Below are 25,707 nucleotides of genomic sequence, written 5' to 3' on the forward strand. Positions count from 1 at the left end.
TCGCATTTTATCGTTTAAGAAAACTTATATTTCAGCTAAGGCTGTGGAATGTGCTTTAGCTTGAGAAGGTGACAGTACTGCCGGTTTTGTAACTCGGTTGCGGGTAGGGCGAATACTTGCCGCCGCAGGTTTACCAAGTTTAAACATAATCGCATCACGTACTTCTGATGGACGATAACCTGACTTCACTTTCATACGGATATGCGGGATGCCAGCAGCTTCTAATGCGCCATTAACAAACCAATCACGTTGTGCTTTATGGCCATCTTTGTTGGCGTTATTAACTAAATCAACGGCTGCCACAATGGTCATTTTTTCTTTGTCGATTAATACATAATCAAGCTGTTTGTTTTTGGCTTTTGCGATTGCTGCGCGTTTCGCTTTAGGAGATAAACCTTTTTTACAATCAATGACATCGATTAATTTCACGCGGCTAACAATTTTATACTGGTCGCCTACAGCACGCTCTAAAAGATTAAGGAAAGAACTTTCAACTTGCGTAAAAACACTGCTTTTACGCGTGAATGGGTAAGGATTTCCGCCATCGTCGGTAAACTTTGACGCAACAACAGATGCCCCAACTACTAATACTAAAATTGATAATAAAGCGAATTCCATACGGTAACTCCACAACAACAAATTGACACTTTAAATTAGATAGCAATTTACGTGCCCAGTTTTTGTGGAGTTACACTTTATTTAAGGCTGGTATCCGTCGTCAATTCCTTTAACGGCAATCGCCACGGCATCATGGGCATGCAGTGATTCATAATGGTTTATTTGCAACCAGTAATCAGCGTATTGAGCTTTTTCTAAGATGGCTTTGATTTTACGCGCCGCGTCTTCGCAGAACATTAAGTTTTGGCCATTTAAACGCGCAAATTCTTGCTCATCTTCGCGCTTAACCGCAGCTTGAACTGGGGTTTTAAGCTCGTTTTCCAATGTGTCGATCAAACTTAAAATATCAAATTCGTTGATATTACTCTCGAGCTTAACTTTTACATTAGCGATAGAGCGTTGTGAGTGAGGAGTCGCAACAATACCATCAGTGCTGCCAAGCCAGTTGAGTACTTGTTCATGATTAAGTGCTTGCTCATTAAACTTTTCAACAAAGGCTTGTTGAATAAGCTGACGGGCTAAAGCCGCTGAGCAAGGGCAAGTCGATGAATAAGTCACATCAAGGCTTAATTCAAAACTCAGTACACCGCGGTCAATTTTTGCCTCTATCGTTAACGGATAGCTTTTCCATCCTGCTTTGCCGCTTAAAAGTGACTTCCTACGCAGTGGTAACTCAAATTTGAACTCTATTTTAGCTTGATCAGATAATCCTTCATGACTGGAAATAAAAGTGTCTAGCGCTTGGGCAATCGTTTGCGGGTTAACTTGCTGCTCGGTTGATAAGGTATCGAGCGCTAAAAATAACCGTGACATATGAATGCCCTTGGCGTCTTCTTTATGTAAGTTCACAAAAGCACGGGCTTTAGCATTGACATGAATAGGTGCAAGATCACGAGATTCGAATATAAAAGGCAGTTCAATATCAGCCATACCAACCCAGTCTAATTTACCTGTTTGTAAGGCGGGAGCTGTATCTGCTATATCGGGCATGTTGCTTTGCATGAAAAATCTCGTAATTGGCAATTGTAAAGCGCGGTATTTTACACGAAATAATTTAAAAATACGTGGTAGATGAAAATTTTCTGTTTTCGTCGCGGAACATGAAAATAGTTAATACAAAAATGCTAAAATCATAGCACTAGTCGTTTTTTTGTAGCTGTGACATCAGCTGATTTTTTATATACTTAAATGTATCGTTAAGAGACAGATTTATATATGGTCGATTCCTCTTTGAGTCCGTGGGCTCGAATACTTTCTAGTTTAATTACTCGATTCGGTGAATTTAAAACCGCAACTATTTGTTATGCATTACTATTAGTGCTGGCATTGATATTATCATGCATGTTTTATTATGTTGCTGTGGGCACAGTGACGCTTGTAGATGTGCTTGCCGTGATGTTTTTTACTGCGGTTGTGTCACCTATCATTATCAGCGTACTGATCAACTCAATACGTCAACTAGATGCTTCCTACGCCTATTTAGATAGCGCCACCAAGCAAGAAAAGCTATTAAACCAAACATTAAAAGATAATATCAATCGATTAAATGTTGAAATTGATGAACGTAAAATGGCTTTTCATGCCAAACATCGTGCAATTGAAGAACTCAGACGAGAAATTGTTGAGCGTAAGAAAACCCAACAAGAACTCGCACAACAAGGTATGTTACTGCGCTCGATTGTCGATTCATCCCCTGATTTATTTTATTACCGTGATAATAACGGCGTATTTGCCGGTTGTAATAAAATGTTTGAAGAAGTCATTGGTAAGCCAAGTAGTGAGTTAATCGGTAAAACTGCAGAAGAAATTTATCCAACGCAATACTTACCAGAAGTGTTGTTAACGGATAACAAGGTCGAAAAAACTCATGCAGCATTAACACTTGATGTTGAATACCCGGTGGGTAATGAAAACCGTTGGTTTGAAATGCGTAAACTGCCGTTTATTAATGATGATGGCGAATACATTGGTTTACTGGCGTTTGGCCGTGATATTACTAGTCGTAAAGAAGCAGCCCAAGCACTTGAAACCGCCTATAAAGATAAAGGGAAATTTATTGCCACCTTGAGTCATGAATTACGCACTCCACTAAACGGTATCGTTGGTTTAACCCGAATGCTACTTGATACCGATCTTGATAAGCAGCAACGCAGCTGGTGTAACACTGTGTTCTCCAGTGCCGAGACATTAGGCAATATATTTAACGATATAATCGACTTAGATAAAATTGACCGTGAACAACTTGATATAGTCACTGACTCAATCAATGTATCTGACTTTATAAATGATGTGGTTAACTTTGCCGGATTGATTGCTGAACAAAAAGGCTTAGAGTTTGAAATTAAACGTAATGGTATGCTGGATATTTACGCACAATTAGATCCAACACGATTACGTCAAGTGGTATGGAATTTAATTAACAATGCCGTTAAATTTACCCAACAAGGCAAAGTGCAATTAGCATGTCGTCGCGAAAACCGGGCGGATGGTGCGTGGTTAGTTATGAAAGTTACCGATACCGGTCAGGGCATTCCACAAGAGCAATTACACCGTATTTTTGACATGTATTATAAAGCCCCCGATTTAAACGGCACTAACGCTATTGGCTCTGGTATTGGTTTAGCCGTTACAAAAGCGTTGGTCACTGCCATGAAAGGGCAATTACATGTCAGTAGTACAGAAGGTGAAGGCAGTTGTTTTGTGGTGGAAATACCGCTGGCGCTTTGTATTGCACCAGCTGAGCACAGCTATGTTGGCCGTAGTTTAAATATTTTGCTGGTTGAAGATGTGCCGCTAAATGCTGAAATCGCGACAAACTTACTTGAACAGCGTGGTCACGAAGTTATCTGGGCTGAAACCGGTGAAGATGCGTTGTCGTTTGTTGAAACTGAAGATGATCTAGACCTTGTATTACTTGATATGCAATTGCCAGATATTAATGGTGATGAAGTTGCGCGTCAGATCCGTGCAGATAGTCATTTCGACAAGTTACCTATTGTTGCACTGACGGCCAATGTGCGTAGCGCTGAAGAAGAACTGCAAGGGATCTCAATTCAAGGAGCGTTAGCTAAGCCAATTAATACCACTAAGCTTGATAAAATGTTGGCAGAACTGTTTGATATTAAGCAGCAACAACAATGCGATGAAACTCGTTTGACAGTTAGTAAAGAAGCCAGTGAAAATATCAATGTAGGGTTATTGGATGTTGAAACCATAGAAGATTTTGTCAACTCGATGGGTATCGTAATATTTAAACGCAGTAGCAGTTTATTTGAAAAACTTAACCCGCAATACCAACAAGAATTGGCGACTTCATTAGCGGATGGCGATCGTGAAGAATATAAATCAGTGGCGCACAAGCTTAAAGGGGCAGCAGGATCTGTTGGTTTAAATGATGTGCAGTTACATGCGAAAAAGATGGAGCATGGTGCGCTTGAAGAAAGTGATGAGGAACTACAGAACTGGTTAACAATATTGGCAGATAAAATAAATGAAGGGCAACAGGCCCTTCATTTATTCTTACAGCAATTAGCACGTTAATGCTGCAGGTGTTTGATAAAAAAGATATTAACTATCAATCTTACCAATGAAACGATAACCTTCACCATGGATGGTGCTGATAAGCTCAGATGTACTGTTATCACTTTCAAAATGCTTTCTAATACGACGGATCGTTACGTCAACAGTACGGTCATTTGCACGAAGTTCACGACCAGTCATGTGCTTGATCAGTTGCTCACGGCTGAAAATACGGCCCGGAGAGTCAAGCATTAAACGTAGTGCTCTGTATTCACCTTTCGGTAAACGTTTAGCATCACCATTTGGTGAAGTTAAACAGCGGCTATTTTCGTCAAGTTCCCAGCCATTGAATGTGATCACACCATTTGTTTCAAGGCTTGTTTCTTCACCGCCGAGAGCAGTGCGAGAAAGCAAGTTACGAGCACGAATAGTTAATTCACGAGGGTTGAACGGTTTAGTAATATAATCGTCCGCACCAATTTCTAGGCCTAAAATACGGTCTACATCATTATCACGACCGGTTAGGAAAATAAGTCCAACGTTACGCTTTTGACGTAATTCACGCGCTAAAATTAGCCCGTTTTTGCCTGGTAGGTTGATGTCCATAACTACAAGGTTCACATCATCATTATTTGTAAGCTTGTCATGCATGTCATCGCCATCAATGGCTTCAATAACTTTGTAACCTTCAGCTTCAAATAAACTAACGAGGTTTAGTCGAGTTACGTCTTCATCCTCTACAATCAGAATGACTGGCGTTTGCATTATTAATTAACCTTTTTCGGAATATTTTATTTACAATTAATTCGGTATTGTATTATAAAACCGAATACTAGTGATTATAGGAGTATATCCAATTGTTAACAAGTAAAATCAATTCGGATGAAATTTAGAAACAGCTAATAACCGAGATTGCACTTTAAAACTACAGCGCAACAACTGCTGCCTATTGATATACAGTCGGATTTTATTCCCTTCTTGGATCAAAGAAACAACGCCACCTTTTTCTAAAAAATTAATACTCTCACCAACTGTTAAGGTATTTAATGAAATGGTATCGATCCAAAGTGGAATTATATCATCTTCCATTGTTTCATCAATGTATGTGATATCACAAATGCGAGAAAGTTCAGAAATTTGCTGATTTTTATCAATTAACACAGTTTCAATCGGCATATTGTTAATTTCAAGGCTCGAATTATCCTTCAGTAACTCACCAATTCCATGTTCAATGTCATAAAAACAAAAAGTCACGGCCTGATCATTGTTAGCCTGAGGGAATTCGATGAACTTTGCAATCTGAAATAAAAATGCTGACTTAACTTGTTGCGGTGACTTAGCCTGTAAAACCCCAGGAAAAATGATTATCAGAGTAAACAATAAACTACTTAGCTTCATGGTTTACTTGCCTCTGTCAGCGGCAAGGTAATAATAAAACGCGTACCTATTGAATTTTGATCGTCAAAATAAACACTACCACCTAAGGCTTGTGTAACTAAGTTGTAAACTAAATGCATGCCCAAGCCACTGCCACCTTCGCCACGTTTAGTGGTAACGAAGGGATCAAAAATACGTTTTTTAATACTTTTATCAACGCCAATACCGTTATCATAGTAGGTCATGATCACGCTACTCTCGTTTCGCTCAACTGTGATTTCGATTTCATTATTTTGATTATTACTAAAGCCATGAATGACAGAGTTGCTCAATAATTGCTGCAGTACTTGCTGTAGCGGACCCACTTTAGTTTCAAACATCAATTGAGGTGAACAATGAATAACAACGTTAGGAGCTTTGACAAGTAAATCAGCACGCATTGATAACATTACATTGGTGATCAGTTCATGCATATTAACCAGTGAGTTTAGTTCACCATCTTGGTTAACTGCTACTCTCTTAAAACTGGAAACCAGCTCAGCAGCGCGATTTAAATTTCGATAGATAAGGTCTAAATTTTCTATGCCATTATCGATAAAGCGTTTCAGTTGACTTGAGGTCAAGGTTTTTTGCTCAAATCCTTGGCTTATTTCTGCCAGTTTATCGCGCAGTAGGGTAGAGCCGGTGATCCCTAAACCTATCGGTGTATTTACCTCATGCGCAACACCTGCAACCATTTGCCCTAACGAGGCCATTTTTTCACTTTCAACAATTTGGTTTTGGTATTGATGCATTCGTTCCAGTGTTGTTAGTAATTCTTGGTTGGCTTCTCTAAGTGCGATAGTACGTTGATTTACTTTTTCTTCTAAACTTTGGTTTAGCTGTTTAATTTCTTGCTTATCATTTTTATGTCGCTCGATTTGATTTTGCGTGCGTGTCAGCATGATGTTTAAACTATTGGCAAGCATATTTATTTCGGTGATACTTGTTTTTTCGGCTCGGGCGTTGTAATTGTGATTTTTTGAGACATCTTGCAGTAAAGTACTTAATTGGTCGATTGGATCGGCAATACGTTTTTGAATGCGCTTTGCCACAAAATAAACCAGTACTAAAACGAATAACGTTAAAAGAATATCGATAAGAATTTTTTTGTTTATATAAGCGTTTAGGCGCTCTAATCCGCCACGAATATAGACATAGCCTTTCACATTACCTTCATACATGATTGGCTTGATTAATTCTATGTAATCTTCAGTGATCCTAGGTTGTTTTAGTTGCTCTATACTATCCACGCGCAGTGGCACTGGTGGGGTTTTTTTTGCATTAAAACTGGTAAAAAATACGGGCTTATTAGATATTTCATCAATGGCGTAAATATGGATGTTTTTAACTAGCGGAATACCCTCGAACGATTTAAGTCGTTGCTCTTCGGTTTTTCTATCATCAAACAGTACAGTTACCTGTGCATTAAACGCTATGATTTCTGCGAGAATATTGAGTTTATCGACTATTAGATGCTTTTGCTCTTTAACATCAAGGTATGTAGATATAGAAATAGATAATGATAAACACAAGGCCGTAACAAACATTACTGCGCTGATCAGAGCTTTACGAATACTTGTTTGCGACGTTGATTTAGGCATTATTGTGATGAAGGCCGAATATATAATTTTGATAGAATTACCGTAAGTCTAGCAAAGACCTATCAAAGTAACTAAAAAATATCCTAAGTTTGTTGAAAAGCCGCCTATTTTATTTTTTGGCAGCTTTATTGAAGTGTTACAGTATCGAATTGGGGTCGCAGTTAGCTGCTATATACCGAAAACTTATTGGTTTTATGAACTGTTTGGTAAGTGCCAAACTGGGCCTCTAAAATAGGTGGGTATTTTAAGAAACAGTTTGCAACAATGGTTAATTTACCTTGCTTGGTTAAGTGCTGTTTAGCGCCACTTAAAAATTGTTCGGCAACAGTGTAATCAGTAGCAATACCAGTATGAAACGGTGGATTTGAAATAATTAATTCAAATTTACCTGTTACATTTGCTAATCCATCACTTAATAAGGCTTTACCGCTGACATTGTTAAGCGCGAGAGTTTGCTCGGTTGCATAGGCGGCAAGGGCACTTACATCTGTGCAAGTAAAGTTCAGTGCTGGGTTTTTTAAGCCTAAAAAAGTTGCAATTAAGCCCGCACCACAGCCAAAATCGAGCACATTCCCAGATTTAATTATAGGCGCATTCTCAAGCAGTATTTTAGTACCGCCATCAAGTTCACCATGATTAAAGACCCCAGGTACGCTGATCGCGCTAAAACTCATACCTGCTACATCTACACTAAATTGTTTGTGGTAGCGAGTGATAACAAACTCAGAGAGTTTAGCTATTTCTGTAAATAAATACAGAGCACAATGGCGGGCACTGTCAATTTTATTACTGTATTCGCAGTGACTGCTAAATTGCTTTTCAATTGATTTTACGCCGCTTTTATTTTCACCGACTACCAATAGTTCTGCATCTGGATTAATAACTGCACGGATATTATCTAGCGTCATTAGCGCTTCAGGCTTGGCTTTAGGATAATAATAGATAACTAAATCAAAATGTTTTGCAGTTATTTCGTGGCTTACGCAAACATCAATACCTTGGATGTTTTTGGCAAATTCGCCATTCGCATGGTTGTAGCTAAAAGCGCTAATTTTGCTGTTTGGATTTAGCTGTTGCAACTGTGACAAAAAGCCATCTTGGACAAAATTAACCACCAAAATAGAGTCTGCCTTGAGGTTTTCGCTATTACGAAGTAATAACGAACTAGGATTGGTTAATGCGCTCATAAATGGCTTGCCTTTGATTAATTAATTTAATTAGCTAATGCGTTCAAACATTAAATCCCAAACACCGTGACCTAAACGATGGCCGCGTTGTTCAAATTTAGTCAACGGACGTAAGTCAGGGCGTGGAACATAATCGTTCGTTTGTGATTGGTTAGTAAAATGCTTGGCAGTTTGCATTACTTCAAGCATATGCTCTGCGTAGTTTTCCCAATCAGTGGCCATATGAAACACACCACCAATTTTTAACTTACTGCGTAGACTTTCAACAAATGCTGGTTGCACAATACGGCGTTTATGATGACGCTTTTTATGCCACGGATCAGGGAAGAATAATTGCACCGTGGTAATGCTACCTTCGGCTATACAGTCAGCAAATACCTCAACAGCGTCATGTTCAAAAATACGTAAATTGGTGATGCCTGCTTCGTCGGCATCCATTAAACATGCGCCAACACCTGGGCGGTGAACTTCAATACCAATAAAGTTTAGGTGTGGAGCGTTTTTAGCCATTTCAACTAATGACTTACCCATACCAAAACCAATTTCTAATACAACATCGTTGTCATTGCCAAATACTTGCGCTAAATCAAGCATGCCATTTTTGTGCTCAAGGCCCATTGTTGGCCAGCATTTTTCAATTGCTGCAGCTTGTCCTTTGGTTAAACGACCTTCGCGTTTAACAAAGCTGCGAATTGTACGAATATATTTACCTTCTTGCTTTGCTTGCTCAAGGTTATCGTTACTTGAATCACTCATATATTTTGGCCTGATGAAAACAACATGTCTTAAAATGGTGGCGTATTATCCCTGACCAAGGCGTTGATCACAAGTACTTGACCTTTTTATTAACTGCAATAGACTGAGCGCCATCAAGGGTCGAGTCATAAAAGTAGTAATTTTGAAGTTAAATAACAGTGAAGCAAACTGGTTTTCTCAGCAAGTTGTCGATTGGTATCACCTACATGGACGTAAAACGTTACCTTGGCAGCTAAATAAAACACCATACAAAGTCTGGGTATCAGAAGTCATGTTGCAACAAACTCAAGTTGTGACTGTTATTCCATATTTTGAAAAGTTTATGGCAAGTTTTCCAGATATTATTGCTTTAGCAAATGCAGATGAAGATCAGGTACTGCATCATTGGACTGGGCTGGGTTATTACGCGCGTGCACGAAATTTACATAAAACAGCAAAAATTATTCGTGATAAATACAACGGGGTCTTTCCCACAACACTCGATGAAGTCGTTGCACTACCTGGAATAGGGCGCTCAACTGCTGGCGCTGTATTATCGTTATCACTTGGGCAACATCACCCAATCTTAGACGGTAATGTAAAGCGGGTATTGGCACGCTATTTTATGGTTGAGGGTTGGTATGGGGTTAAAAAAGTTGAAAACCAACTGTGGCAATTAACTGAGCAACTCACCCCAAAAGAGAATGTTACTGAGTTTAATCAAGCGATGATGGATTTAGGCGCAAGCCTGTGTTCACGAAGTAAATTTGACTGCCAAGCTTGCCCATTAAACGCGCGTTGCGAGGCATTTAATAGCGATCTGGTGAAACAGTTTCCTCACTCGAAACCTAAAAAAACAGTACCCAAAAAGGTGTGCCATCAATTGATAGTGCAATGTGATGAGCAAGTTTTGATGGAAAAAAGGCCTAACTCAGGTATTTGGGGTGGATTATTTAGCTTTTTTGAGTTTGAGCAAAAAGCCCAGTTAGATACATTTTTGGCTCAACAAGGTCTTGCACTGACAACTGATGCTCTGGAGCCTTTCACTCATGTATTTTCGCATTTTGAATTAACGATTAATCCTCATGTGTTAAAGCTAGCTAAAATACCAGATGTAGTTAATGAGCGGCAGCTGGTTTGGTACCCACTAGATCAGTCAATAGAAGTCGGTTTAGCCGCACCAACTAAAAAGCTAGTTAAACAAATCGCTTCAATAGTTTACACTAGCTAATATCGATTTTAAGTGAATAAGAGGTCTATCATGGCACGTACAGTATTTTGTCAAAAGTTACAAAAAGAAGCAGAAGGGTTAGGATTTCAACTTTACCCAGGTGAGCTTGGTGAAAAGATCTTCAATAATATTTCTAAAGAAGCGTGGGGTCAGTGGCAACACAAGCAGACTATGCTAATTAATGAAAAGCATTTAAATATGATGGATCCTGAGCATCGCACTTTTTTAGAGCAGCAGATGGTCGGATTTCTATTTGAAGGTAAAGAGGTAGAAATCGAAGGCTATCGTCCACCAGAAAAATGATTTTCTATAGTAAAAAAGGGCTGTTAAAGCCCTTTTTTATTGCTTAAATTAAATCGTATCATCTTGCACTTGAGCATTACGTACTTGCTCTTTTAAATATTGCGCAACACGTGAATATTCAATTTCTAAATTATCACGCAGTTCAATCAACTGATCACTGGTTAAATCTTGCTCTTTGCACTGACTTTCAAAATCAGCGGCAAGCTCTGCTACTTTCTCTGCACCGATAGTTTTTGATATTGATTTTAATTGATGACACGCCGAGATGATTATTTCCTTATCTGCGGTCATTACGCCGGTATTTATTTCTTTAGTTAAAGTATGACTTTGCTCTAAATACATTTTAAAGAAGCGCAATTGCTTTGCTTCATCATTATTGATGTACTTGGCAAGCATCTCCAAGTTTATGGGCGTTGTAGGTTTAGTTGGTTTAGCGGCGATAGGCCCTTGCTTGCTTATATCACTCCATCTATTGAGGGTTGCCTCTAGCGTGTTTAATTCAACCGGTTTAGTAATGAAGTCATTAATACCCGCGTTTAAACAGCGCTCTTTTTCACCTTTAAGCGCATTTGCGGTTACTGCGATAATATAAGGTTGGGCGTTAATATCCTCAAGCTGTGAGGCTTCGTCACGGATTTTTTCAACCATGTCATAACCAGACATTTTAGGCATGTGCAAATCGGTTAAAATTAATGGGTAATGACCGCTTTGCCACATTTTTAAACCTTCTTCACCGTTTTCAGCAACCTCTACACCAAAGCCTAATAAGTGCAATTGATCGGTGAGCACTTGCTGATTCAAAATATTGTCCTCAACGAGTAATACCAATTTGTTCTCATCGCGAGCTTGCTCAACACTTAAATAATTATTAAGGGTTTTAACCGGCTTAACTTGTTTTGGTGTGTGCAGCCCAGCTGCAACTAATAACGACATCATAAAGTTTGACTTACACAACGGCGCTGCATTTAGGTAAAAAATGTTCTGATGATTGATTGCCGTTTCGTCTAATTTACTCAGTACCACGACTTGCTGGTTATTATCTTCAAGGGTGTACAATAAACGGCGTAATAAATAATTAATATTATCCATTGCATCAACACCATCAAGTACCCAGATAATACCGGGCGTATCTTGATGTTGTTCAACTTCTTCAACGGTTTGTACCGTAATTGTTTTAGCACCCATAAATGATAGGTAACGATTTAGGGTTTGCTTTCTGGTTGGGTGCTCTGTAACAAGCACAACACGGTGATCTTTTAATGCATTTTTATGCGCGTACTTAATACTGTTTTCGGTGCTAAATGGCAGCTCCACGACAAAGTCACTACCAATTCCTACATTACTAGTGACATTAATTGAGCCCAGCATTAGCTCAGTTAAACTTTTACAAATTGATAAACCTAAACCGGTTCCGCCGTATTCTCGGGTAATAGATCCCTCGGCTTGGATAAATGGATTAAATATTTCTCGAAGCTGGGCTGGGTTCATGCCTTTACCGTTATCACTTACGGTAAAGCGCAAAGTGAAATGATCAGTGGTGTTTTGTGCCACTTCTACCGAAATTCTCACATAGCCTACACGGTCGTCATTACTGCTGGTAAATTTAATCGCGTTACTACATAAGTTATACAGCACTTGGCGCACACGAACTGTATCACCAATTAAGTTTATTGGGATATCAGGCGCAATGGCAAGTTCCAACTCTAATTGGCGTTTTTTAGCCACGGATGACAATACTCTGGCCACTTCCTCTATGGTATCTGATACAGAGAAAGGGATAGTATCTATGTGGAGCTTACCGGCTTCAATTTTGGAGAAATCTAAAATATCATCCAAAATCCCAAGCAGTGAGAATGCAGATTCACGAATAATTGTACTTAGGCGATGCTGGGCGCCATTTAGCTCGGTTTGCCTTAATAAATCAATTGTGCCGATAACGCCATTCATTGGCGTACGTATTTCATGGCTCATAGTTGCTAAGAAGGTTGTTTTTGCTTCGCTTGCTTGCTCAGCTCTTTGGCTTGCTTTTTCAAGCGCTAAAGTACGGTTTTGCACTTCTGTTTCAAGGCTACTTTGCAGGTTCTGTAAATCTTGCTGGGCGATATCATTGTTACTGATTGCATTTTGAACTTGCAGTAATAGTTGGTTGATATTTTTAGCAACAACGCCAAGGCCAATATCAAGCTGTTCATTAACCTGTGTATTGTAACGATTAGATTTAGTGATACTTTGTAATTCATGAGCAAGGGTGTCACTGCTTTTACGGATCCGTGTATTAAGGTAGGCGTTAAAAAATAATGCAAGCAAAACTAGGCAAACAGTAGCAACTCCAGCAAACACTATCGCAAGTACTATTGAATGTTGCGGTAATAAAACTGTTGAATTAGATTTTTGCTTAATGATCAATTCACCAACGGGTTGATCATTTAACTTTAATTGATGATGAATAACACCTTGCTCAGCTAAATATTGGTCAAGTTTAATCGCTTCAATTGCAGGCCTATTACTTGCAAATACTAATTGTGCTGGCGCAGTTGGTGTATACCTATATAAGTAGTAATCATATTGAGCATTCAGTGCGAGAGTTAAATCGAGTAGTTTGTTAGCGTTATCTTGCCCTGGACGCGTTAATGCATTTACTAAAGGGGTATCTAACTGCTCAGCCAGTTGCGCTAAGCTTAGTGAATCTTGCTCTACTTTAGTATCTTGAGTAGGGTAAAAAGAATATGCAACTACAGCGAGTGCGGTTATGGCTAGGTTTATAATTATAAAAAGGGGCAATAGGCCTTTTACAGGAGAAGAAAATTTACTCTGCATTTATTATCCAACTTATCTATTATCAACCGCAATCTAAACAGTCGCTTGTGTACTGGGAATCAATCCTATCATTTACCAGAAATAATTCACTACGTTTTTAGGACTGTTGTACACAAAACAGTTAAAATACCTATCCGATAGATAAATTAAAGAGTACTTGCTGTAAAAAACAGCGTACTTTACATTTATTAATCGCTTTGTTGAAAAACTGTGCAAACAGTTATAAAGAATAAAAAAAAAGTTGACTTAAAAGGGCAAAACCAGTTTAATACGCCGCACGCCCAGATAGCTAAGTCAGTAGAGCTAAGTGGGAAGTGTATAGATTAAAACTGAAATGCCCAGATAGCTCAGTCGGTAGAGCAGAGGATTGAAAATCCTCGTGTCCGTGGTTCGATTCCGCGTCTGGGCACCATTAATTAAGTAATAGTGTTTAAATCACATGATTAAAACATTATCACGCGTGCCTTAGCACACAGTTTAGTGTGCCGACTTAGCTCAGCTGGTAGAGCAACTGACTTGTAATCAGTAGGTCAACCGTTCGACTCGGTTAGTCGGCACCATTTATTTTAGATAATTTGAAAGAGCAACTGACTTGTAATCAGTAATTCATTTAAGTTATCCGTTCGACTCGGTTAGTCGGCACCATTTATTTAAATTAAATGTTTTAAAAACATTTAATTAGCACTGTTTAAGTGCCTCGATAGCTCAGTCGGTAGAGCAGAGGATTGAAAATCCTCGTGTCCGTGGTTCGATTCCGCGTCGAGGCACCATTTATTGTTTGATACTAAGTTGTATGCGTCATCGAACTACGTTCGATTACAAAATACATCCATGTATTTTGCCCTGCGGGCCATCCTTCGGATGTTAAAAATTGTTCCTGACAATTTTTTACCGCCTCAGTGCACCATTTATTAAAAGTTATCAATCTTTAAAATTGAAACGTGCCTTAGCACACAGTTTAGTGTGCCGACTTAGCTCAGCTGGTAGAGCAACTGACTTGTAATCAGTAGGTCAACCGTTCGACTCGGTTAGTCGGCACCATTTATTAAAGTAAAATGTCGAGTTTATAGTACGTTTTACAGCACAGTTGATGTGCCTCGATAGCTCAGTCGGTAGAGCAGAGGATTGAAAATCCTCGTGTCCGTGGTTCGATTCCGCGTCGAGGCACCATTTATTCTAGCCTAGCGCTAATATCTGAAATGCCTTTTCCTACTAAATCATAGTTTCCCTACAAAAACACCTAGTTTTCGTCATAACAGACGGAGGCGACTTTGTGAACGCCAGAAACCGCGATAAAGAAACACCTATGAGTTAAAGGCAAGATTTAAATCAGAGGTGACTTTTATGGTCAGTTACTTTATCAGTGCTATAGTTATTTAAAGTAGTGTATTTGGCAGTTAAATTGATGGTGGCTTTAAATAATAGGTTAAATAAATATAAATATTTGCAGTCTTAAAGTAAAAATGGGAACATAAAGCTACAGAAATCAAGGAAGAAAAATTGCATGAATTTAAAGCATGATGTTGCTGAAAATAAATATCAACAATACAGAGATAGAGCCTTAGAGCAGGCACGTAGGAATTTACCAATACAGATAAGGGATAAGGTTAAATTCAGAAATATTGACAATGAAGCACTGCTAATAGCTAAGGTATGGGAATCTTCACCATTAAGAAAAGAGCTTCCCTGGTCATTTGCACAGGGCTTTAAAAAATGGGCGTTTAGACACCCAAATCGCTTGGATCTAGCTGTTTGGTATGAAAATAATTTATGTAGTTTATCAATTGGCTTTCCCACAAAAACAGGGAAGTCTATGAGACTGGATGTTATCGAGAAAAACCCTTGTAATTATCCTTTAGATAAAAGTATTTTTGCGATAAACATAGTTGCTTTTGAAGAGTTCGCAGACTTGATTGGAGCAGATAAAATTAAAATAATGCGTCCTTTAAATGACAGGTTAATCAATTTTTATCGTTCTTACGGATTTATTTATCAAAAAAGTAAGGGTAGTGAACCAGAACATCTGTGGAAATATCTTTAACTGACAGGAGGTGTTTATTATGACTTCTAAAGCTAAATTAGTTTACGTAAATAAATCTAAAGTTAGACCTCCAGAGGGGACTCCTGAGTTTGATGCCTGGATAGAGGCAAGGTCAAAAGCGCGTGCGAAGTTTTATTTTGATGAAAGCAGAGATGTACCAGATTTAGCTGAAAATACTCAGTTTCTATGTGGTTCTTGGGATTTTTTGTCTCAAACAGATGATGAAATAGATGCTGAGAATGAGGCAATGGAAAAAGCTGAAGAATTACGTAAACGTGAAAACTTAAAAGTAATTAAGTAGCGACTTAGTTATACCAGTAAATGAAAAGTCTTAAATTAGAGATAAAACCTATAATTTTTGAAATCACCTTCAATGGTGAGTGAGCATGTATTTTGTTGTGTGAGTGAAATTGACTTCGAGCGCTTTGGTACTGTTTTGGCGTGTGGGTTGAAAATCCTCGTGTCCGTGGTTCGATTACAAAATACGTCCCAGTATTTTGCCCTTCGGGCCATCCTTCGGATGTTAAAAATTGTTCCAGACAATTTTTTGCCGCCTCAGTGCACCATTTATATTAAAGCCCTGCATGAAAATGCGGGGCTTTTTTGTTTTAAGAGAAAATTAGCACAAGTTAAGCTTGCCATGTACTCGGTTGAATTTTCTAATTCACCTTTCACCTTTCACCTTTCACCTTTCACCTTTTACCTTTTACCTTTAATCCCACAAAACCTACGCTTCATCGCTGTTTCCCTTAAGCATGTGTAATGTTATGTAAAGTCAGTTGAGCTATTGCTGTGCTGGTGCTTGAATTACACTCATAAATAGCAGTAATTCAGGTTTTTATATGATTTGGCAACTTAAGCCGAGTTTAGTGGCGGTGAGTGTGTTGCTGCTCAGTGCATGCAGCAATCAGCTCAATCCTACTGAACGTGCGCAAGATATCGCAAATACCCCAGAGCTTTGGCAACAAGCGACTACGTCTGCATTAAAGGTTGAAGATAATTGGCTGCAGCAGCTAGAAAACCCACAAGTTTTTTTTCTTGTTGAACAGGCATTAGCAAATAACCAGCAAATTTTGCAGTCCGGTTATGATGTTGCTATTAAACAGCAGCAGCTAATTGCCACTGGCGCGGCGTTGTGGCCGAGCTTGGATTTATCTACGCGGACGAATCGCAGCAAAGATAATCGCCCAGTTAGTTACAATAATGCCAGTTCGGCAAATTTAACCCTCAGCTACGAAATTGATCTATGGGGTAAGTTATCTGATGCGCAGCGTCAAGCTAACCTTGAATTTTTAGCAGAGCAAGCCAATTTTGAGCAAAGTAAACAGCGCTTAGTAGGCGATGTAGTCAGCGGCTGGTTTAATGTCATCACTGCGCAAAAGCTATTGGCACTGTATCAACAGCGTGAAAAAAACGCTGAGCAAAATTTGGCAATTATTGAATCGGGTTATCGCCAAGGTTTAAATGCTGCGTTAGATGTGTATTTAACGCGTAATGAACTAAATACTGAACGTTCGCGCATTGCAGGACAAAAAGCGACATTAAATCAAGCTATTCGAACACTTGAACGGCTAACTGGAGATTATCCAAAAGGCGCCTTAACTGTCGAGGCCGAGCTACCATTATTAGATAAACCTATTCCATTAGGTTTACCGTCAGAATTGATCACCCGTAAACCAAGTTTAATGGCCAGTTGGTATCAACTGTTAAGTACCGATGCTAATTTGGCCTATGCCCATAAACAACGTTTTCCCAGCTTAGATTTATCAGCAACGTTAGGTGATAGCACGGATCGAGTAAGCGACTTGTTTTCTCCGTCGAGCCTGGCATGGTCGTTGGTTGGTAGCATTTCTATGCCGCTGTTCGATGCCGGTAGACTAAAAGCAAACGAGGAAGCTGCGCGGTTAGCAGTGCTAAGCCAAGAGCAAAATTATTTAGCGAGTTTGTATGATGCATTTAATGATGTTGAACAAGCTATTTCGCAAGAGCAGTCATTACAACAGCGCTACCAGGCTACGCTTAAAGCGCAAGAAAATGCTATTGCAGCAGAGCAATTATCATTTGAGCAATATCAAAGTGGTTTAGTCACTTACACCACCGTATTAGATGCACAAGACCGCTCTTTTGATGCACAAAGCTCTGTCATCGAAATTAAAAACCAACTTATTATTAACCGTATAAATCTTCATATTGCCCTTGGTGGCGATTTTTCACAGCCAACCAACGCATCAACAGAGCAATAACTATGAACTTAAAAACCAGAAAAATATTGATCCCAGCCGTAGTGATTGCAGCAACCGCAGCAATCGTTATGTTTATTCAAGGTAACCCGCCGCAAGCTAATCGTTTTGCAGCGCCACCTAAAGCACAAATTAGTGTGGCAGTGCAGTTACTAACACCGCAATCATACCAAGTGATGATTGATAGTTTTGGCACCGTAAAACCACGCACGCAAAGTGGCTTAGTTGCTCAAGCATCGGGGCAAATCATTGCGGTTAGTGAGCAGTTTCGCGAAGGGGGCTTTTTTGAAAAAGGGGATGTGTTACTGCAACTTGATGATAGGGATCACCGCGCTGAAGTAAAAGCCGCACAAGCAAACTTATTAACTGCGCAACAGGGCTTACAAGAAGAGCAAGCGCGTGGACGTCAAGCTTTGGTTGACTGGCAGCGTTTAGGTAATGGTGCACAAGCGAGTAACTTAGTGTTGCGCGAACCACAATTAGCTGCAGCGCAAGCACAAGTGTTGTCAGCTCAAGCGCAACTTGAAAAAGCTGAACTTGATTTAGAGCGTACTAAAATTACAGCTCCTTATGCCGGTCGTGTACTCAGTCGCAGTGTTGATCTAGGCCAAGTAGTGTCTAATAATACTCAGCTTGCAACGATTTATGCCATTGATAGTGTGGAAATTCGTCTGCCAATCAAAAATAAAGATTTGCCATTTATAAACTTACCAGAGCAATATCGTGATGGGCAAAAAAATGCACTCGGATCTGCGGTGCATTTCACTTCAGACTTAGTCGGCAAGCAAAGTTGGCTTGGGCAAATTTCGCGTACCGAAGGAGCTATTGATGAAAGCGCCCAACAACTGTACGTGGTGGCACAAATTAATGATCCATACAAAGCAACAGCGCAAAACCAATATCCAATTAAGATAGGGCAATATATTAAAGCGCAGATCAGCGGCAAACAGGTAAACGATGTATTGGTTATTCCTAACAGCACCATTTATCAAGGCAGCTATGTGTATGTTGTTGAGCAAGGCGTACTTAAGCGTAAAGAGATTCGCTTAGCATGGCAAAACGCGACGCAAGGAATTATTGCCAGTGGTTTAACGGCTGGTGAACAGTTGGTACTCACACCGCTTGGTCAGGTGAGCTCAGGTACGCGAGTTAAAGTAATGGGTGAACCTGCAACCTCGACAGAACCTGTGAAAAAACAGAGCCCAAGTCGTGAGCAGCTCGAAGAGATGGCTAAAAAACAAGGTATTACTGTTGAGCAGTTAGTTGAAAAACGCCGTGCAGCAAGATCGCAAGGAGATAAACCATGATAGCTTGGTTTACCAAAAATCATGTTGCAGCTAATTTATTGCTGATCAGCATTGTATTTGCGGGTTTATTTAGTTTAACCACGCAAATACCGCTTGAAGTATTTCCTTCATTTGAAACCGATCGCATTAGCGTTAGCGTATCATTACGTGGCTCAACACCTGAAGATGTGGAGCAAGGGGTGACCATCCGTATTGAAGAATCAGTGCAAGATTTAGAAGGGATCAAACAGATCTCAAGTCGCTCCTCTGAAGGCTCCGCCTCGGTTAGTATTGAAGTTGAAAGTGGCTATGATCCGCGAGAGTTATTAGCTGATATAAAAAGCCGGGTCGATGCTATCAATACTTTTCCAGTTGATGCCGAAAAGCCCGTTGTAGCCCTTGCAGAGCGCAAGCGTGAAGTCATCGCGGTCACCGTTGCTAGTGATTATGGTGAAAAAGAAACCCGTGAATACGCCGAACAAGTTCGAGACCAATTACTGCGTTTACCAAGTGTTACGCAGGTTGAGTTAAGTGGCGTGCGCGATTACGAATTAGCCATTGAAGTCAGCCAAGATACGTTACGCCAATATAGTTTAAGTTTAAGTGATATTTCGCGGGCCATTAGCAATTCTAGCTCTGACATCTCCGCAGGGAATTTAAAAACCGAAGGCGGCGACGTACTCATTCGCTCTAAAGGGCAAGCTTATCGCAAAGACGAATTTGCCCAAGTAGTGGTAAAGCATCAAAGCGATGGCACTATTATTCGTTTAGGCGATATTGCTAAAATCAGCGATGACTTTGAAGAAACGCCAGTGCGTACCCGCTTTAACGGTAAGCAAGCTGCGTTTATTGACGTATACCGAATTGGCCCGCAAAGCGCTATTACTGTGGCAGATGAAGTTAAAGAGTTCATTGAAAACCAGCAAACAAATCTGCCGATGGGGTTTGAGCTGAGTTACTGGGATGATGATTCAGAACTGGTTAAAAGTCGTATTGCCACGCTTACCACTAATGCCTTACAAGGCGGCATTTTAGTGTTGGCTTTACTGACGTTATTTTTACGACCGGCCATCGCATTCTGGGTGTTCATTGGTATTCCAGTATCGTTTATGGGCGCTTTTTTAGCCATGCCATTGTTTGGTGTAACACTGAACATTATGAGTTTATTTGGTTTTATTTTAGTTCTGGGAATTGTTGTTGATGATGCCATTGTTACTGGTGAAAATGTTTATACCCATTTAAAAACGGCGGAATCAGGTGAACAAGCGGCTATTCGCGGTACTCAAGAAGTGGCAACGCCGGTAACGTTTGGCGTATTAACGACAGTTGCGGCCTTTTTACCTTTGGCGTTTATTGAAGGTGGCCGTGGCGCGTTATTTGCGCAAATTCCAGTGGTGGTGATCCCCGTGCTATTATTCTCGTTAATTGAGTCTAAGTTCGTGTTACCCGCGCATTTAAAATACATAAAATTACGTCATCAAAAAGGCGAGCCCTCAAAATTTGATAAGTTCCAACAACGTTTTGCCGATGGTTTTGAGCATGCAATCTTAAAATACTATCAGCCCATTTTAAACCTCGCTTTACGCCATAAACTTGCAACGGTGAGTTTGTTTGTTGGTATTTTCTTGATCATTTTAACTATGATCACCAGTGGCTGGACTAAGTTTATTTTCTTCCCACGTATTCCAAGTGAAACAGTGCGGGTTAACTTAACCTTACCAACGGGTACGCCGTTTGAAGTGACTAATAAATATGTCATTGATATGTCGGATAAAGCTCGCCAATTACAAGATAAGTACCGCGATGAAGAGACGGGTGAAAGTGTTATTTTAAATATACTTGCTACTACCGGCGGGCGCGGTGGTGCGTCTAACTCTGGCAGTGTTCGTTTTGAAATAACACCCGCTGAAAGCCGCGACTCAGATATTGGCTCGCGCGAGCTTGCCAGCGAATGGCGCGATTTAATTGGTATTATACCTGGCGCTGAAAGCTTAACTTTTAGAGCCGAAATTGGCCGTAGTTCCGATCCGATTGACGTACAGTTAACGGCAACCTCACTGACAACATTGCAAGAAGTGGCTGATCATGTCAAAGCGCGGTTAGCGACATACCCAACGGTATTTGATATTGCTGATAGTATGTCTGATGGCAAAGAAGAGCTACAAATAGAGCTAACAGAGCAAGGCCTAGCACTGGGGTTGAATCGTGTTGATGTATCGCAACAAGTGCGTAATTCATTTTTTGGAGCGCAAGCTCAGCGTATTCAACGTGGCCGCGATGATGTGCGAGTAATGGTGCGTTTACCAATCGAAGAGCGCCGCTCAGTGGCGGATCTAAAAGATATTTTAATCAATCTACCCGATGGCGGCACTGTGCCTTTATCGCATGTAGCTAAGCTGGTGCCAGGGCAAAGTCCTTCGTCGATAAATCGCATTGATCGCTACCGTACTTTGAATGTTACCGCTGATATTGAAAAACAAAACACCAATATGACGGTACTCCAAGCTGACTTAAAAATTTACCTAGATGAGCTTGTACAACAATACCCTGGTGTAAGTCACTCACTCGAAGGCGAAGCTAAAGAGCAGCGAGAGTCATTTGGTTCACTTGCATGGGCATTGGTTTTTGTGTTTTTTATTATCTACGGCTTATTAGCAATTCCATTTAAATCCTACTTGCAGCCATTAATCGTTATGAGTGTGATCCCATTTGGCATGATAGGCGCGGTAATAGGGCATTGGATCATGGGCATGGAACTGACCATTATGAGCTTACTTGGCATGCTAGCCTTAATTGGTGTAGTGGTGAACGATTCACTCGTTTTGGTTGATTTTATTAATAAAAAACGCAGTGAAGGGGGGGATTTACTGGAGGCGGTAAAAATGGCGGGCGCATCACGTTTTCGTCCTGTGATGCTAACCAGCTTAACGACCTTTATAGGCTTAATGCCGCTACTGTTTGAGAAGGCAACACAAGCGCAATTTTTGATCCCGATGGCGGTGAGTCTTGGTTTTGGAATTATTTTTGCGACCTTTATTACCTTGTTGCTAGTGCCAGTTAACTACTTGTTGATGGAGCGCCTGCAAGGCTGGTTTAAATAAAAAGTTATTCTCCACAATCTATTAGGTTGTGGGGAATACACGCAAAATTTCTCAAACTATTTTTTCAAGCTGAGGTAAACTAATCACAAAGTAGTTAAATTCAAAGGCTTCAACATGATTGAATACCCGATTGATCAACTCCCACAGCTTATCGATGAGCTTCTGCAATGCGATACCACAGAACGTAAAAACAAGCTGTTAGCCGACGCTAAAGAAATTCTCTCAACTGAGCATTTGTCGTTATTGTTTGAAGCATTGCCAAAAGAGCAACGTTTAGATATTTGGCAGTTGTTAGATGAAGACACCCAGCACGAAATATTTATTAATTTAGGCGCGGATAGCTGTCGTTGGTTATTACAATCACTAGATGAAGCGGATGGCTTTAAGCTACTTGATGAAGTGAGTGTTGAAGAGTTACTAGAACTCGAAGAGATAATTCCGGAGCGCTTTGTTGAATACGCGCGCCATCAATTGGATGAAGTACAAACTAAGCAGTACGAGCTTGCACAGCAATACAACCCAGAGCAATTAGGTCACTGGTTGGATTTTGACGCTATTAAAGTATCTGAAAAGCTAACCGTTGCAGGTGCTCGCAAAATCTTGCAAAAAGGTTTACCTCAGTACAGTGAAGTGATTTATTTAGTTAGCCGTAAAGGCACTTTAATTGGTGAAGTGCCAGTTAATGCATTATTTAAAGCTAACGACTCTGATACTTTGCTGAGTTTTGCAGTGCATGATGTTGCCTCTTTACATGCCGATGATGACTTATACGAAGCGGCTGAAGTGGTGATCCATAGCGAAAGAATGGCTATGCCAGTGGTCAATGCAGATAACAAGCTGTTAGGGCGTTTAAAAGTCACTTCAGCCTACGAGTTGCGCCAAGAGGTAACCGATGAAGCCGCAGCTAAAGCGGGTGGTTTACGAGAAGACGAAGACCTATTTGCCAGCGTTCGTAAAAGTGCTAAGAACCGTGGAATTTGGCTAGGAATTAATTTAGCGACCGCTTTTTTAGCGTCATGGTTTATTGGTTTGTTTGGCGCCACCATTGAGCAAGTTGTTGCATTGGCGGTATTGATGCCTGTGGTGGCTTCCATGGGCGGGATTGCCGGTAGTCAAACACTTACCGTTATCGTGCGGGGGTTAGCACTTGGTCAGGTAACAGATTCAAACCGCAAAGCACTACTCAAAAAAGAGCTTAGAGTTGGTGCTGTAAATGGTTGTGTATGGGCTATGGTTATAGGTGTGCTCACTTATGTGTGGTTTAGTGATGTGATGCTCAGTATAACTATCACCGTGGCTATTTTACTTAATTTGATAGCTGCGTCTTTATCGGGGGTGGTGATCCCATCGATTTTAGATAAAATGAAAATCGATCCTGCCTTATCAGGCTCAGTAATTTTAACCACAGTGACTGATATTGTTGGCTTTGTGACTTTCTTAGGATTAGGTAGTCTATTATTACTTTAATCAATTGGTTTATTTTAAATAAAGGGAAACAGGATGACTATAAAATTAACGGCAGGACTGATAGTAGTAATAGCAAGTTACAGCGCTGTAGCAAAGGATAATAAACTTTCTGAAGATCCCACCAAAGTAGTTACTCAGCTTGGGGCAAGTTATTCCGATGAAATTAAAGTCAGTGGTTCACTGAGCTTAGATGCAGTCAGAAAATTAAATGCAAGCATTAGCCTTGAAAGTGAAGAGTGGCGATTTGGTGGTTCTTGGCTGTTTGATATCGGTATCGTTAATTTTAATTTTGGTAAACAATCGTTCGATCGTGGAGCAGAAAAAACCAGTTATAGCGTAGGCACATTTATGCCGTTGAGCTATTTTGATATTGCTCCTATGGGCTGGCAAATTTTTGCTATGGGTGGTTACAGCCATACCGAGGGTGATATAGCCTGTGAGCTTGATAGTAACGCATGTCCAATTATTGATATGCCATCAACCGATGGCTGGGTGCTGGTACCAAATGCAACTAATGGCGGCTATTTAGGCGCGTTTGCCTTAAAGCCACTGGCTGGGGATTGGACACTGATCACCGCAGCTGCCTATTCCATGGGGTCAGATGATTACTCTGGTTACTTTGCTGCATTAGGTGCAAGTTATCAAATAGATAAACAACAAAAAGTTAAGCTGTTTGGTGCGACTCAAAATAGTGATTATGGCTCTGATCAAAATTTAGGCGTAGGCTATACTTATCAACTTAATTGATTGCAGTTTTATTTCTGTGTGATGAATTTTTGATGAAGAAGTGGTTGTGCGCTATTTTACAATAGTTTTTTGTAATACTGTGTTGTTCCACAAGACGTTATTATTTAAATTACAAGGAAACATCATGCCAAAGAAACCAGAAAAAGCAAAAAACAAAGAAGCAAAATCAATTAAAAAAGAAATTATCGTACGAAAAGAAAAAGTCGCTAAGCAGAAAACAAAAATTGCCAAGTTAAAAAAAGCATTAAAAAAGGCTGCCTAATTTAGACCCTCGTATATAAAACACCTCTTATTGCTCGGGCAATTATGATGCAAATTCATAATTGCCCAGTCCCACATTTTTACTAACCTAACCAAAACTTCGTTAACTTGGTAATACTTGTTAATATTTTTATGCAAATATGTTTTAATCTAGGCTTGTCTTTACTGCATTAAGTGTTTTCTTAGACTCTATGATCAAAATTTTTAGTGTACTCACTATTTTTATGTGGGCTTGTCCCGCTAGTGTATTTGCATCTGAGCACTTTAGTGATCACGAACAGTTTTGCCTGCAACAACCAGATAAGCAATGTTTAGCCTATATTAATGAACATATAGCGGATTCGGAGCTAAATTCAACACAGTGGTATAAGGGGCAGTCTTATTTATTTGATTATTACTATGATAAGAATGACTTTGAAACCTTGAAAGCGATTGTTGAGCCTTTTGCAGATCGTGATGATTTACCTAAAGTATTTAAAGTGCAAACTTACTTTTATTACGCCAAAGCGTTACGTTATTACAACAATGACAAGCAGGCAAAAATATACGCAACGAAGGCATTTGATAATATACAGCAAATGTATGAGTCATTTTCTGATCCAATGCGGATACTAGAGTTGGCAAATTTACAGTATGTATTTGGTAATAAAGAAACCGCATTTCAAATGCTTTTAAAAGCAGAGCGAAAGTTTGGTAAAAGTAAAGATCCCATTTTTAACTTTGAATTACATTCAAATAAAGCAAATGTTTATCATGGTCTTGGTGATCTAGAAAATGCGAAAACGAGCCGAAAGAAAGCACTCGACTGGATTTATCCAACCCAACATCAAAACAAAATTATTATTGCGCAAGGTAATTTAGCGCGCACTTATCAACTGCTCGCTGAGTATAAACAGGCTAATAAATACTACGTTGCAGCGTTAGGTAATATGGTGTCTCCTAGCGATGACTTACTTAAAGCAACCTATAAATTAAGATTGGCAGAAATTAGCTGGCAAGCCAAAAAACCACAGCAAGCAAGTGCATGGTTACAAAAAGTGGATGAAAGCCAATTATTATCAAACACCCATAAAGCGCTTTATGCACGATTAAAAGCCGCGCTGTAAATAAACGGTGAAAGCGTTGCCCTCACCG

The 25,707-nt window shown here is 39.9% G+C and carries 21 protein-coding genes and 5 tRNA genes; 18 read left to right on the forward strand and 8 right to left on the reverse strand.

What is annotated here, in order from left to right; translation table 11 throughout:
* Positions 1–24: 24 nt before the first annotated feature.
* Positions 25–618 carry a DUF2726 domain-containing protein gene (locus A7968_RS09850; protein ID WP_064666411.1) on the reverse strand — a complete coding sequence of 198 codons (594 nt, stop codon included), beginning with the start codon at positions 616–618 and terminating at the stop codon, positions 25–27.
* An 81-nt stretch (positions 619–699) separates the two neighbouring features.
* The gene (gene folE2, locus A7968_RS09855; protein WP_064666412.1) at positions 700–1,620 is read right to left on the reverse strand and encodes a GTP cyclohydrolase FolE2; all 921 of its coding nucleotides are present in this window, start codon (positions 1,618–1,620) and stop codon (positions 700–702) included.
* A 213-nt stretch (positions 1,621–1,833) separates the two neighbouring features.
* On the opposite strand from folE2, the gene arcB reads away from it, so the two are divergent.
* Positions 1,834–4,158 (forward strand): aerobic respiration two-component sensor histidine kinase ArcB, encoded by a 2,325-nt coding sequence (arcB, locus tag A7968_RS09860; protein WP_064666413.1) that lies wholly within the window; start codon positions 1,834–1,836, stop codon positions 4,156–4,158.
* Between the two features lie 27 nt (positions 4,159–4,185).
* Here the strand turns inward: arcB and arcA are convergent, their stop codons facing one another.
* The 5 genes from arcA to trmB form a co-directional block, all read right to left on the reverse strand.
* On the reverse strand, positions 4,186–4,902 hold the full coding sequence (gene arcA, locus A7968_RS09865; RefSeq protein ID WP_064666414.1) for a two-component system response regulator ArcA: 717 nt from the start codon (positions 4,900–4,902) through the stop codon (positions 4,186–4,188).
* Positions 4,903–5,010: 108 nt separating this feature from the next.
* On the reverse strand, positions 5,011–5,535 hold the full coding sequence (locus A7968_RS09870; protein ID WP_064666415.1) for a YfiR family protein: 525 nt from the start codon (positions 5,533–5,535) through the stop codon (positions 5,011–5,013).
* The gene (locus A7968_RS09875; RefSeq protein ID WP_064666416.1) at positions 5,532–7,157 is read right to left on the reverse strand and encodes a sensor histidine kinase; all 1,626 of its coding nucleotides are present in this window, start codon (positions 7,155–7,157) and stop codon (positions 5,532–5,534) included. Before A7968_RS09875 ends, A7968_RS09870 begins: the two co-directional genes overlap by 4 nt.
* A gap of 161 nt (positions 7,158–7,318) precedes the next feature.
* Entirely contained in the window at positions 7,319–8,344 is a 1,026-nt protein-coding gene (rsmC, locus tag A7968_RS09880; protein ID WP_064666417.1) for a 16S rRNA (guanine(1207)-N(2))-methyltransferase RsmC, read from the reverse strand.
* Between the two features lie 30 nt (positions 8,345–8,374).
* Complete coding sequence (gene trmB, locus A7968_RS09885) at positions 8,375–9,100, reverse strand: tRNA (guanosine(46)-N7)-methyltransferase TrmB (protein ID WP_064666418.1); 726 nt, start codon at positions 9,098–9,100, stop codon at positions 8,375–8,377.
* A 142-nt stretch (positions 9,101–9,242) separates the two neighbouring features.
* Between trmB and mutY the strand changes: the two genes are divergently transcribed.
* Both mutY and A7968_RS09895 read left to right on the forward strand, forming a co-directional pair.
* Complete coding sequence (mutY, locus tag A7968_RS09890) at positions 9,243–10,310, forward strand: A/G-specific adenine glycosylase (protein ID WP_371850147.1); 1,068 nt, start codon at positions 9,243–9,245, stop codon at positions 10,308–10,310.
* 30 nt (positions 10,311–10,340) lie between these two features.
* On the forward strand, positions 10,341–10,613 hold the full coding sequence (locus tag A7968_RS09895) for an oxidative damage protection protein (RefSeq protein WP_064666420.1): 273 nt from the start codon (positions 10,341–10,343) through the stop codon (positions 10,611–10,613).
* A 48-nt stretch (positions 10,614–10,661) separates the two neighbouring features.
* Here A7968_RS09895 and A7968_RS09900 read toward each other — a convergent pair whose 3' ends face one another.
* Positions 10,662–13,430 (reverse strand): ATP-binding protein, encoded by a 2,769-nt coding sequence (locus A7968_RS09900; protein ID WP_064666421.1) that lies wholly within the window; start codon positions 13,428–13,430, stop codon positions 10,662–10,664.
* 336 nt (positions 13,431–13,766) lie between these two features.
* On the opposite strand from A7968_RS09900, the gene A7968_RS09905 reads away from it, so the two are divergent.
* From A7968_RS09905 to A7968_RS09965, 15 genes are all read left to right on the forward strand, one after another.
* Positions 13,767–13,842: transfer RNA gene (locus tag A7968_RS09905), tRNA-Phe, on the forward strand.
* A gap of 72 nt (positions 13,843–13,914) precedes the next feature.
* Positions 13,915–13,990: transfer RNA gene (locus A7968_RS09910), tRNA-Thr, on the forward strand.
* Between the two features lie 134 nt (positions 13,991–14,124).
* A tRNA-Phe gene (locus A7968_RS09915) sits at positions 14,125–14,200 on the forward strand.
* Between the two features lie 195 nt (positions 14,201–14,395).
* Positions 14,396–14,471: transfer RNA gene (locus tag A7968_RS09920), tRNA-Thr, on the forward strand.
* Positions 14,472–14,524: 53 nt separating this feature from the next.
* Positions 14,525–14,600, forward strand: a tRNA-Phe gene (locus A7968_RS09925).
* 334 nt (positions 14,601–14,934) lie between these two features.
* Positions 14,935–15,471 (forward strand): hypothetical protein, encoded by a 537-nt coding sequence (locus tag A7968_RS09930; RefSeq protein ID WP_064666422.1) that lies wholly within the window; start codon positions 14,935–14,937, stop codon positions 15,469–15,471.
* 19 nt (positions 15,472–15,490) lie between these two features.
* Entirely contained in the window at positions 15,491–15,772 is a 282-nt protein-coding gene (locus A7968_RS09935; RefSeq protein ID WP_064666423.1) for a hypothetical protein, read from the forward strand.
* Positions 15,773–15,871: 99 nt separating this feature from the next.
* Positions 15,872–16,234 carry a hypothetical protein gene (locus A7968_RS23145; RefSeq protein WP_157586712.1) on the forward strand — a complete coding sequence of 121 codons (363 nt, stop codon included), beginning with the start codon at positions 15,872–15,874 and terminating at the stop codon, positions 16,232–16,234.
* Between the two features lie 79 nt (positions 16,235–16,313).
* The gene (locus A7968_RS09940; protein WP_064666424.1) at positions 16,314–17,714 is read left to right on the forward strand and encodes a TolC family protein; all 1,401 of its coding nucleotides are present in this window, start codon (positions 16,314–16,316) and stop codon (positions 17,712–17,714) included.
* Positions 17,715–17,716: 2 nt separating this feature from the next.
* Positions 17,717–19,018 (forward strand): efflux RND transporter periplasmic adaptor subunit, encoded by a 1,302-nt coding sequence (locus tag A7968_RS09945; RefSeq protein ID WP_064666425.1) that lies wholly within the window; start codon positions 17,717–17,719, stop codon positions 19,016–19,018.
* Positions 19,015–22,098, forward strand: coding sequence for an efflux RND transporter permease subunit (locus tag A7968_RS09950; RefSeq protein ID WP_064666426.1), 3,084 nt, complete (start codon positions 19,015–19,017; stop codon positions 22,096–22,098). Before A7968_RS09945 ends, A7968_RS09950 begins: the two co-directional genes overlap by 4 nt.
* 114 nt (positions 22,099–22,212) lie before the next feature.
* The gene (locus A7968_RS09955) at positions 22,213–23,565 is read left to right on the forward strand and encodes a magnesium transporter (protein ID WP_064666427.1); all 1,353 of its coding nucleotides are present in this window, start codon (positions 22,213–22,215) and stop codon (positions 23,563–23,565) included.
* Positions 23,566–23,598: 33 nt separating this feature from the next.
* Positions 23,599–24,312 carry a hypothetical protein gene (locus tag A7968_RS09960; RefSeq protein WP_064666428.1) on the forward strand — a complete coding sequence of 238 codons (714 nt, stop codon included), beginning with the start codon at positions 23,599–23,601 and terminating at the stop codon, positions 24,310–24,312.
* Positions 24,313–24,436: 124 nt separating this feature from the next.
* A complete protein-coding gene (locus A7968_RS23340) occupies positions 24,437–24,574 on the forward strand; it encodes a hypothetical protein (protein WP_167542972.1) in 138 nt (45 codons plus the stop codon).
* 190 nt (positions 24,575–24,764) lie between these two features.
* Positions 24,765–25,679, forward strand: a complete 915-nt coding sequence (locus A7968_RS09965) for a tetratricopeptide repeat protein (protein ID WP_064666429.1) — start codon at positions 24,765–24,767, stop codon at positions 25,677–25,679.
* The last annotated feature ends 28 nt before the right edge of the window (positions 25,680–25,707 follow it).

Origin of the sequence: Pseudoalteromonas prydzensis (genome assembly GCF_001661495.1) — a bacterium.
Classification (GTDB): Bacteria; Pseudomonadota; Gammaproteobacteria; order Enterobacterales; family Alteromonadaceae; genus Pseudoalteromonas; species Pseudoalteromonas prydzensis.

Bases quoted from the DNA above. Each gene is read 5' to 3' on its own strand.
- A7968_RS09850 (WP_064666411.1), bottom strand. From the start codon at position 618: ATGGAATTCGCTTTATTATCAATTTTAGTATTAGTAGTTGGGGCATCT.
- folE2 (WP_064666412.1), bottom strand. From the start codon at position 1,620: ATGCAAAGCAACATGCCCGATATAGCAGATACAGCTCCCGCCTTACAA.
- arcB (WP_064666413.1), top strand. From the start codon at position 1,834: ATGGTCGATTCCTCTTTGAGTCCGTGGGCTCGAATACTTTCTAGTTTA.
- arcA (WP_064666414.1), bottom strand. From the start codon at position 4,902: ATGCAAACGCCAGTCATTCTGATTGTAGAGGATGAAGACGTAACTCGA.
- A7968_RS09870 (WP_064666415.1), bottom strand. From the start codon at position 5,535: ATGAAGCTAAGTAGTTTATTGTTTACTCTGATAATCATTTTTCCTGGG.
- A7968_RS09875 (WP_064666416.1), bottom strand. From the start codon at position 7,157: ATGCCTAAATCAACGTCGCAAACAAGTATTCGTAAAGCTCTGATCAGC.
- rsmC (WP_064666417.1), bottom strand. From the start codon at position 8,344: ATGAGCGCATTAACCAATCCTAGTTCGTTATTACTTCGTAATAGCGAA.
- trmB (WP_064666418.1), bottom strand. From the start codon at position 9,100: ATGAGTGATTCAAGTAACGATAACCTTGAGCAAGCAAAGCAAGAAGGT.
- A7968_RS09895 (WP_064666420.1), top strand. From the start codon at position 10,341: ATGGCACGTACAGTATTTTGTCAAAAGTTACAAAAAGAAGCAGAAGGG.
- A7968_RS09900 (WP_064666421.1), bottom strand. From the start codon at position 13,430: ATGCAGAGTAAATTTTCTTCTCCTGTAAAAGGCCTATTGCCCCTTTTT.
- A7968_RS09930 (WP_064666422.1), top strand. From the start codon at position 14,935: ATGAATTTAAAGCATGATGTTGCTGAAAATAAATATCAACAATACAGA.
- A7968_RS09935 (WP_064666423.1), top strand. From the start codon at position 15,491: ATGACTTCTAAAGCTAAATTAGTTTACGTAAATAAATCTAAAGTTAGA.
- A7968_RS09940 (WP_064666424.1), top strand. From the start codon at position 16,314: ATGATTTGGCAACTTAAGCCGAGTTTAGTGGCGGTGAGTGTGTTGCTG.
- A7968_RS09945 (WP_064666425.1), top strand. From the start codon at position 17,717: ATGAACTTAAAAACCAGAAAAATATTGATCCCAGCCGTAGTGATTGCA.
- A7968_RS09950 (WP_064666426.1), top strand. From the start codon at position 19,015: ATGATAGCTTGGTTTACCAAAAATCATGTTGCAGCTAATTTATTGCTG.
- A7968_RS09955 (WP_064666427.1), top strand. From the start codon at position 22,213: ATGATTGAATACCCGATTGATCAACTCCCACAGCTTATCGATGAGCTT.
- A7968_RS09960 (WP_064666428.1), top strand. From the start codon at position 23,599: ATGACTATAAAATTAACGGCAGGACTGATAGTAGTAATAGCAAGTTAC.
- A7968_RS23340 (WP_167542972.1), top strand. From the start codon at position 24,437: ATGCCAAAGAAACCAGAAAAAGCAAAAAACAAAGAAGCAAAATCAATT.
- A7968_RS09965 (WP_064666429.1), top strand. From the start codon at position 24,765: ATGATCAAAATTTTTAGTGTACTCACTATTTTTATGTGGGCTTGTCCC.